We start from the raw sequence: 9,299 nt of genomic DNA on the forward strand, positions 1-9,299 counted from the left end.
GCATTCACGCCTACCGCCATCGAGCTCTCATGCCGGCGGCGGGGCCAACACCTCGCGGTTGCCATTGTGCCCTGCCGGGGATACCACGCCGGCGGCCTCCATGGCGTCGATGATGCGCGCGGCGCGATTGTAGCCGATGCGCAGCTGGCGCTGCACCGACGAGATGGAGGCCTTGCGCGACTTGGTAACGAAGGCCACCGCCTCGTCGTAGAGGGCATCCGCCTCCGGATCCCCATCCTCGCCGCCTTCGGTCTCCATACCGGGTACCGGAATACTGTTGTTGCTGTCGTCGACGATGCCGTCGATATAGTCCGGTTCGCCGCGGCGGCTCCAGTCCGCCACCACCTTGTGCACCTCGTGATCGTCGACGAAGGCACCGTGTACCCGCACCGGCACGCCACTGCCGGGCGGCAGGTAGAGCATATCGCCGTGACCGAGCAGCTGCTCGGCGCCGCCCTGGTCGAGAATGGTGCGGGAATCGATCTTGGACGAGACCTGGAAGGCGATACGAGTGGGCACATTGGCCTTGATCAGGCCCGTGATCACATCCACCGACGGGCGCTGGGTGGCCAGCAGCAGGTGGATACCGGCGGCGCGGGCCTTCTGTGCAATACGGGCGATCAACTGCTCCACTTTCTTGCCGACGATCATCATCATGTCGGCGAATTCGTCGATCACAACGACGATGGCCGGCAATGGCTTGAGGTGCGGGCGCGTCTGCTCTGCCTCCGGCACGCTGGACAGGGGGTCCGGCTGCCAGGTGGGATCCTCCAGCGGCTCGCCCGCCTCTATCGCCTCCCTCACCTTGCGGTTGAAGCCCGCCAGGTTACGCACGCCCATGGCCGCCATCAGCTTGTAGCGGCGCTCCATCTCGCCCACGCACCAGCGCAGGCCGTTGGCGGCGTCGTTCATATCGGTGATCACCGGGGTCAGCAGGTGCGGAATGCCCTCGTAGACCGACAGCTCCAGCATCTTCGGGTCGACCAGGATCAGGCGCACCTCCTCCGGCGTCGACTTGTACAGCAGCGACAGCAGCATCACGTTGATGCCGACGGACTTACCGGAGCCAGTGGTACCGGCCACCAGCAGGTGCGGCATCTTGGCCAGGTCCGCCACTACCGGTTGGCCGGAAATATCGTGGCCGAGCGCCAGGGTTATGGCGGACTTGGCATTGTCGTAGACATCGGCCGACAGCACCTCGGTCAGGCGTACCATCTGCCGGTTCTCATTCGGGATCTCGATGCCCACCACCGACTTGCCGGGAATCACTTCCACCACCCGCACACTGATTACCGCCAACGAGCGCGCCAGGTCCTTGGCCAGGTTGGAGATCTTGCTCACCTTGACCCCCGGTGCCGGCTGGATCTCGAAGCGGGTGACCACCGGGCCGGGCAGTACCGACACCACCTCGGCCACCACGCCGAAGTCTTTCAGTTTCAGTTCCAGCAGGCGCGACAGCGCCTCCAGGGATTCACGCGAGAAGCCGGCCTTCTTGTTCTTGTCCGCCGCATCGAGCAGCGACAACGGCGGCAGTGTGCCGGTGACCGGGCCGGCGGAGAAGAGTTCGCCCTGCTTCTCCTTGGCCGCGCGCGGACTCTGCTTGGGTTTCGGGGCCGCGGCCTCGATCTTCGGCGGAAGGCGTTTGGCGGTGCGCTGTTTCTCCTCTTCCACCGCGGCCTTGCGCACCACTATCGCCTGCCGCGCCGCGCGTTGCTCCTCGCGCTGCTGGCGTCGGCGCTGGTAGCGATTGCCGAGCCAGGCGAAGAAACCGAGGATATTGCGACCTATGGCGTCCGCCAGTTTCAGCCAGGAAAGACCGGTAAACACGGTGATGCCTATCGCGAAGAGCGACAGCAGCAGTATGGTTGCGCCCACATAGCCCAGGCTGACCTCCGCCGCCCCGGCGATGGCCGCACCGATGATACCGCCGTTGGAGAATGGCAGCGGTTCCGCGGCCTCGGCGAAGCACAGGGTAGCGATGGCGGCCCCGGTGGCCAGCAGCAGTCCCAGGCCAGAGACACGCAGGGCAAACAGGGGGCCGTGGAAGCGCGCGTTGCGGTCGCGCAATATGCCAAAGGCGCGCCAGCCGATCAGCAGCGGAAACAGGTAGGCCATCCAGCCCAGCAGGGACAGGCAGACATCCGCCAGCCAGGCGCCGGTGGGCCCTATCGCGTTCTGGATCTGCCCTCCGTGACCGGTATGGGACCAGCCGGGATCCTGGGGGCTGTAGCTCAACAGGCTGATGGCGAGCAGCAGCGCGCCTGCCAGTAGCGCGATCAGGGCGCCCTCGCGCAACAGGCGGGCGATCAGGGAGTCCGGCAGTACTCCGCTTTCCTCTGTGGATTGGTCGGTCGCGCTATCGGCCTTCAATGGCTTACCTCGGCTCTTGTTACTGCTTTGTGGATCTGGCTTGGCGGCTTTAACTTCCGTAGCAGTCGACTGTGTACTACAGGCGCTGCCAAATTGCTACCGACGGGCCAGCTGAGACTTCACCTTAAATGGATTTTTATTCAACAAAATCAACAATATAAAATAGTTTCCTAAAGTATATTGCAAGATTTATAGAGGTTTCTCGAGCCCCGGACCGGTGTTGGTGAGGGGCTAGCGGATAGCGGCCTGCAATCGGTCAAATTAAGGCAAACTATTTCGTCCGCCTGTCTCTATCGCCTATCATGGCCGCCAAATTGATAGTCCGTAGCGATTTGCTTAATGGCCCCGACTGCTCAAAAAACAGCCGGGCGGGTTGATTCCCGATTTGCTGAATACACTTTTTTCAATTGCCTGCTTTTAAGAGTGCTTCATGAGTAACAACCACCACCGATTGATCATCCTCGGCTCCGGCCCCGCCGGATACACCGCCGCCATCTACGCCGCGCGTGCGAACCTCAACCCGGTCGTCATTACCGGCATGCAACAGGGTGGGCAGCTGACCACCACTACCGAGGTGGAGAACTGGCCGGGCGGCGTCGCCGACCTGCAGGGGCCCGACCTGATGGTGCAGATGCAGCAACACGCCGAGCGCTTCGATACTCAGATCATCTTCGATCACATTGATTCCGTGGACCTGAAGCAGCGCCCTTTCACCCTGAAAGGCAACGACACCTACACCTGCGACGCGCTGATCATCGCCACCGGCGCCTCCGCCCAGTACCTGGGCCTGCCCTCCGAGGAGGCCTTCCAGGGGCGCGGCGTCAGTGCCTGCGCCACCTGTGACGGATTCTTCTATCGCGACCAGAAAGTGGCGGTTGTCGGTGGCGGCAATACCGCGGTCGAGGAGGCCCTGTACCTGTCCAATATCGCCAGCGAAGTGACCCTGATTCACCGCCGCGACGAGCTGCGCTCCGAGAAGATCCTGCAGGATCGCCTGATGGACAAGGTGGAGAATGGCAATATCAATGTCTGCTGGCACAACACCCTGGACGAGGTGCTGGGTGACGACAACGGCGTGACCGGCGTGCGCCTGCGCAGCACCCAGGACGACTCCACCAGCGAACTGGACGTTTCCGGCGTTTTCATCGCCATCGGCCACAAGCCCAACACCGATATCTTCGCGGGCCAGCTGGAAATGAACGGCGGCTACATCCTGGTGCAGAGCGGCCTGGACGGCAATGCCACCCAGACCTCCATTCCCGGCGTCTTCGCCGCGGGCGACGTCTCCGACCATATCTACCGCCAGGCAGTAACCTCCGCCGGTACCGGCTGTATGGCGGCCCTGGACGCCGAGCGCTTCCTGGACGCCCAGTAACCCGGGAGCTCACAGTCCCATGGGCGATCCTTGTGATCGCCCTTTTTGTTTGGTTAACCTTTACGCGTGAAGTTCTAGGGGAGCGCAACCGACTCGTGACAAAGTCCACAGACGGCCATTTGACACTGCTCGACATCGCGCGGATCGAGTTCCCCCCGGCAGACCTCGCCCTCAAGGATCCCAACGGCCTGCTGGCCATCGGTGGCGACCTGAGTCCCGACTGGCTGCTGGCCGCCTACCGCCGCGGCATCTTTCCCTGGTATTCCGACGACCAGCCCATTCTCTGGTGGAGTCCCTCGCCCCGCTGCGTCGTCTTCCCCGATCAGTTTCGTATTGGCCGAAGTCTGCGCAAGGTGCTGCGCCGCGGCACCTTCGAAGTGACATTCGACCGGGCATTCGAAAGGGTCATTGAGGCCTGCCGCGCGGTGCGGGCCGACGCCGAGGGCACCTGGATTACCGACGAGATGCGCGATGCCTACCTTGAGATGCACCGCCGCGGCCACGCCCATTCCGTCGAGGTGTGGCGTGAGGGAAGGCTGGTCGGCGGCCTCTATGGCCTGGCCCTGGGCCGCATCTTCTTTGGCGAATCCATGTTTCACCGCGAAACCGACGCCTCCAAAGTCGCTTTTGTCCACCTGGTGCGGCAGTTAGAATTGTGGGGCTGCCCGCTGATCGACTGCCAGGTTGGAAATCCTCACCTGACCAGCCTGGGGGCAGTGGAGGTGACTCGCGAGGATTTCGAGGGGCTGTTGGAGGCCGGTGTCCGGCAGCCGCCCTTCCCGCAGCCGTGGAGGCTGTCGTGGAGCCATGAGACTGCCGCGAAGACATGAGTAAATATTCCCAGCTGGATTCCGTGCGCCTGTTGGCCACCCTGCCACACCCCTGCGGCTACCTGCCGGACCGGGAGGCCACCACCGTGTTTGTGGACCCGCAGACACCCGTCGACCAGCGTCTCTACAGCCGCCTGTCGGAGTTGGGCTTCCGTCGCAGCGGCGGCTATCTGTACAGGCCCCAGTGCGCAGCCTGCCAGGCCTGTATTCCGGCGCGGGTTCCGGTGAGCCTGTTCATGCCCAATCGCCAGCAGCGCCGCTGCTGGCGACGCAACCGCGATCTGGACATCTTCCATGTCGAGACCATCGACACCGACGAGCACTACGAGCTCTACGCGCGCTATATAGAGCGTCGCCACGCAGATGGGGAGATGTACCCGCCCAGCCGCGAGCAGTACCGCAGCTTCCTCACCCAGGCCTGGGGCGCAACCCGCTATATCGAGTTTCGCGCCCGCGGCAGGCTGGTGGCCACTGCGGTCACGGACCTGCTTACGGCCGGAATGTCGGCCATCTATACTTTCTTCGATCCGGACGAGGATAAACGCAGCCTCGGCAGTTTCTGCATTCTCTACCAGATCGAGTGGGCTCGACGACTGGGGCTGCCCAGCCTCTACCTGGGCTATTGGATCGAAGAGTGCCAAAAGATGGCCTACAAGAGCCAATTCCAGCCCGTTGAGCTGCTCCGGGAAAACCGCTGGGCCCTGAGGACCCCGAAGCCCGGTTGATGGGCCCGAGTTGGCCCAAGCACGCCACCTTTGCTCTATTGTGCCTTTTCGTGCAAAATGCTCGCCCGTCGCGCCGCGGCCCCCTGTAAATTGGGAAGAGTGCCGGGGAAAGGTCAGAACAAGTTATATTTTGAAGGTTACTGCCGCATGGCAAAAGACGATTACATTGAAATGGAAGGCGAGGTGATCGACACCCTGCCCAACACCACTTTCCGCGTAAAGCTGGAAAACGGACACGTGGTGATCGCGCATATCTCTGGGAAAATGCGCAAGAACTATATCCGCATCCTCACCGGCGATAAGGTCAAAGTGGAGCTGACGCCCTACGACCTGACCAAGGGGCGCATTACCTATCGCGCCCGCTGATGTGAGTGATGAGTGGTTGGCGACCGAAGCCAGCCACAGAAACGAAAAAAGCCACCCAAAAGGTGGCTTTTTTCGTTTCTACGGTGGCCGTCTTACACTGACCACTACGTAGGATGCGCCGTGCGCAGCATCCTACCTGTGCTCGGTGCGCACGGCGCACCCTACGCCGGAACCGCCGTCTTGATCGCCAGCTCGTCGTTCTCGATGGTCACTTCCACGCGACCACCCTCTTCTGCCAACTCGCCAAACAGCACAGCCTCTGCCAGCGGTTTGCGCAACTTGTCGCGGATCAGGCGCGCCATGGGGCGGGCACCCATCTTTTCGTCGTAGCCGTGCACCGCCAGCCACTCGCGCGTTTCATCGTCCACTGCCAGGGTCACACGGGACTCGTCCAGCTGCGCCTGCAGCTCGACGATAAACTTGTCCACCACTGTCTTGACCACCTCCAGGTCCAGCGAGCCAAACTGGATGATGCTGTCCAGGCGGTTGCGGAACTCGGGGGTGAACATCTTCTTGATCTCCTCCATGCCGTCACTGGAGTGGTCCTGGGCCGAGAAGCCGATAGAGCGGCGGCTCATCAGTTCTGCACCGGCGTTGGTGGTCATGATCAGAATGACATTGCGGAAGTCCGCCTTGCGGCCATTGTTGTCGGTCAGGGTGCCGTGGTCCATCACTTGCAGCAGCAGGTTGAAGACTTCCGGGTGCGCCTTCTCTATCTCATCCAGCAATACCACGCTGTGGGGGTGCTTGGTGACCGAATCGGTCAGCAGCCCGCCCTGATCGAAGCCCACATAGCCCGGGGGTGCGCCGATCAGCCGGGAGACGGTGTGGCGCTCCATATATTCGGACATGTCAAAGCGAATTAGCTCTATGCCCATCACTTTGGCCAGCTGGCGGCAGAGCTCGGTCTTGCCCACACCAGTGGGGCCCGCGAACAGGAAGGAGCCGATGGGTTTTTCCTCGGCACCCAGCCCGGCGCGGCTCAGTTTGATGGCTGTTGTCAGGGCGCCGATGGCCTGATCCTGGCCGAATACAACCATCTTCAGGTTTTCATCCAGCTTGGCCAGTTGCTCCTTGTCGGAGGCGGAGACACTCTTGGCGGGAATCCGGGCCATCTTGGCGATTACGATTTCGATATCGGTGACGCCGATCACCTCCTTGCGCTCCTCCGGTGGCAGCAGCGACTGGTAGGCGCCGGCCTCATCGATCACGTCGATGGCCTTGTCGGGCAGGAAGCGCTCGGTGATATGGCGGCTGGACAGCTGCGCCGCCGCTTCCAGGGCCGCGTCGGTGAAGCGCACCTTGTGGTGGTCCTCGAAGCAGCTCTTCAGCCCCTGCAGTATCTGCACCGTCTCCTCAACCGATGGCTCGTTCACGTCAATTTTCTGGAAGCGACGCGACAGGGCACGGTCCTTCTCGAAAATACCGCGATACTCGGTGAAGGTTGTGGAGCCGATACAGCGCAGCTGGCCGCTGGACAGCAGCGGCTTGAGCAGGTTGGAGGCGTCCATAACGCCGCCAGAAGCCGCCCCGGCGCCGATAATGGTGTGAATCTCGTCGATAAACAGTACCGCGTGATCGCGTTTCTTCAGCTCGGCCAGCAGGGCCTTGAAGCGCTTCTCGAAGTCACCGCGGTATTTGGTGCCCGCCAGCAGCGAGCCGAGGTCGAGTGAATAAATGGTGCTGTTGCGCAGCGGTTCCGGCACCTCCTCGTCGACGATACGCCGCGCCAGGCCCTCCGCAATGGCGGTCTTGCCCACGCCGGATTCCCCCACCAGCAGGGGGTTGTTCTTGCGCCGGCGCGCCAGCACCTGGGTGACCCGCTCCACTTCCGGGGCCCGCCCCACCAGTGGGTCTATGCGTCCGAGTATGGCTTCCTGGTTCAGATTGGTGGCGTAGCTCTCCAGGGGATCGGAGCCGCCCGGCTCCGCACCGGCACCGATATCCTCGTCGGCCTGTTCCGGCGTCGGGTCGGGGTTGTGATGATGGTTGTTGCCGCTGGAGCCGACGCGGGAGATGCCGTGGGTGATGTAATTGACCACGTCTATACGCGCCACACTCTGCTGCTTCAGGTAGTAGACCGCCTGGCTCTCCTGTTCGCAGAAAATGGCTACCAGTACGTTCGCGCCGGTCACTTCTTTCTTGCCGGACGACTGGACGTGAAACACTGCCCGCTGCAGGACGCGCTGGAAGCCGAGCGTGGGCTGGGTCTCGCGGTCGGTGTCGGCTTCCGGGATCAGGGGAGTGGTGGAGTCCACGAACTCCAGCAACTCGCGCCGCAGCGCGCTGAGGTCTGCCCCACAGGCGTGCAGGACATCGGCGGCGGACTCATTATCCAGAAGCGCCAGCAACAGGTGCTCCACGGTCATAAACTCGTGCCGTTTCGCGCGTGCACCTTTGAACGCCAGATTGAGCGTTACCTCTAAATCCTTGCTGAGCATCTAAACCTCAAACCCTAATCGCCAATATCACCCGCCGAATCCACTGGAGCGCGCGCCGTATGCCGGCGTCTTGAGTGTGCCTGATTCCCTTCAGGCGGCGGGACCCTTGTGTTCGTAAGTAGTTCGATACAGTGTCAATCTTCTTCGCTCTCGTCCGCCTCGATCTCACACAGCAGGGGGTGCTGGTGGTCCCTGGCGAATTGATTGACCTGTGCGGCCTTTGTCTCCGCTATATCTCGAGTATAGACACCGCAGATCGCTTTTCCCTGCGTGTGTACCTGCAGCATCAACTGCGTGGCGCGCTCCCGGTTGGCGCCAAAAAACATCTCCAGCGCCTCGACCACAAAGTCCATCGGGGTGTAGTCATCGTTCAGCATCACCACCTTATACATAGGGGGGCGTTTAAGCTGTGGTGGCGCTTCTTGCAGCGCCAGATCACCATCCATATCCCCCGGATAGTAGTCGCCGTCACCGGTGTCGTTCGAGTGTAGTTTAATGGCCAGTGAATTACCCATAGCGCTTTTCAATGATTTTGTGCGAATTTGGTGTGTGAAATAGGGGTGCTTAATCAGCAGCCTGCCATTGTAACCTCATTTGGCGCAGGGCACAGCGGGCGCCACGAGTTCTTGACATTCGCAAATCAGTTAGCTACAAGAGGTAGTGCCTGCCCTGCTAAGGTCAGGCGAATGCGAAGAGCGGGATCTCTTTGCGGCCTATGTGCAAGCAAGCGCAGATAACTATAAAAGACTCTGTAAAGGCGGCCAGCAGTCGCCCCGGCAATTAGAGGGAATTCGCCATGCCTACCGGTACCGTCAAGTGGTTCAATAACGCCAAAGGATATGGGTTTATTCTTGCGGATGAAGGGGGGGAGGATCTGTTCGCGCACTATTCCGCGATTCAGATGGAAGGGTACCGCACCCTGAAAGCAGGCCAACAGGTCACTTTTGATATCATCAAAGGCGACAAGGGGTTCCACGCGGCCAACATTTCTACCCTGACTGCCGCCGAAGCGGCGCGCGATGTGAAGGGTTCCAGTGAATCTGACTCCGAGAAAGAAAAGAGTCAGGCGCAGCGCGAGAAAGAGGCAGAGGCCCTCGATTAGGCAATCCTACAGATACCCACAAAAAAGCCCCGCCCCCAGGGGGGGGGGGGGTTTTTTTTTTGGGGGGGACAGGGGGGACCCCCCCCAGGG

At 61.5% G+C, this 9,299-nt stretch carries 8 protein-coding genes; 5 read left to right on the plus strand and 3 right to left on the minus strand.

Annotation, left to right across the window (positions count from 1 at the left end):
* Positions 1–27: 27 nt before the first annotated feature.
* Positions 28–2,370, minus strand: a complete 2,343-nt coding sequence (locus IG627_RS17930) for a DNA translocase FtsK (protein ID WP_193194192.1) — start codon at positions 2,368–2,370, stop codon at positions 28–30.
* Between the two features lie 430 nt (positions 2,371–2,800).
* Between IG627_RS17930 and trxB the strand changes: the two genes are divergently transcribed.
* From trxB to infA, 4 genes are all read left to right on the plus strand, one after another.
* A complete protein-coding gene (gene trxB, locus IG627_RS17935) occupies positions 2,801–3,745 on the plus strand; it encodes a thioredoxin-disulfide reductase (RefSeq protein ID WP_193194194.1) in 945 nt (314 codons plus the stop codon).
* Positions 3,746–3,840: 95 nt separating this feature from the next.
* Entirely contained in the window at positions 3,841–4,575 is a 735-nt protein-coding gene (aat, locus tag IG627_RS17940) for a leucyl/phenylalanyl-tRNA--protein transferase (protein ID WP_319024603.1), read from the plus strand.
* Complete coding sequence (locus IG627_RS17945) at positions 4,572–5,300, plus strand: arginyltransferase (protein WP_193194196.1); 729 nt, start codon at positions 4,572–4,574, stop codon at positions 5,298–5,300. Before aat ends, IG627_RS17945 begins: the two co-directional genes overlap by 4 nt.
* Positions 5,301–5,447: 147 nt before the next feature.
* The gene (gene infA / locus IG627_RS17950) at positions 5,448–5,666 is read left to right on the plus strand and encodes a translation initiation factor IF-1 (protein ID WP_067081888.1); all 219 of its coding nucleotides are present in this window, start codon (positions 5,448–5,450) and stop codon (positions 5,664–5,666) included.
* A 161-nt stretch (positions 5,667–5,827) separates the two neighbouring features.
* Here infA and clpA read toward each other — a convergent pair whose 3' ends face one another.
* Both clpA and clpS read right to left on the minus strand, forming a co-directional pair.
* On the minus strand, positions 5,828–8,107 hold the full coding sequence (gene clpA / locus IG627_RS17955) for an ATP-dependent Clp protease ATP-binding subunit ClpA (protein WP_193194198.1): 2,280 nt from the start codon (positions 8,105–8,107) through the stop codon (positions 5,828–5,830).
* A gap of 134 nt (positions 8,108–8,241) precedes the next feature.
* Complete coding sequence (gene clpS, locus IG627_RS17960; RefSeq protein WP_193194199.1) at positions 8,242–8,622, minus strand: ATP-dependent Clp protease adapter ClpS; 381 nt, start codon at positions 8,620–8,622, stop codon at positions 8,242–8,244.
* Positions 8,623–8,903: 281 nt separating this feature from the next.
* Between clpS and cspD the strand changes: the two genes are divergently transcribed.
* The gene (gene cspD / locus IG627_RS17965; protein ID WP_193194202.1) at positions 8,904–9,209 is read left to right on the plus strand and encodes a cold shock domain-containing protein CspD; all 306 of its coding nucleotides are present in this window, start codon (positions 8,904–8,906) and stop codon (positions 9,207–9,209) included.
* Positions 9,210–9,299: the final 90 nt, after the last annotated feature.

The organism is Microbulbifer taiwanensis (genome assembly GCF_014904815.1).
GTDB lineage: Bacteria > Pseudomonadota > Gammaproteobacteria > Pseudomonadales > Cellvibrionaceae > Microbulbifer > Microbulbifer taiwanensis.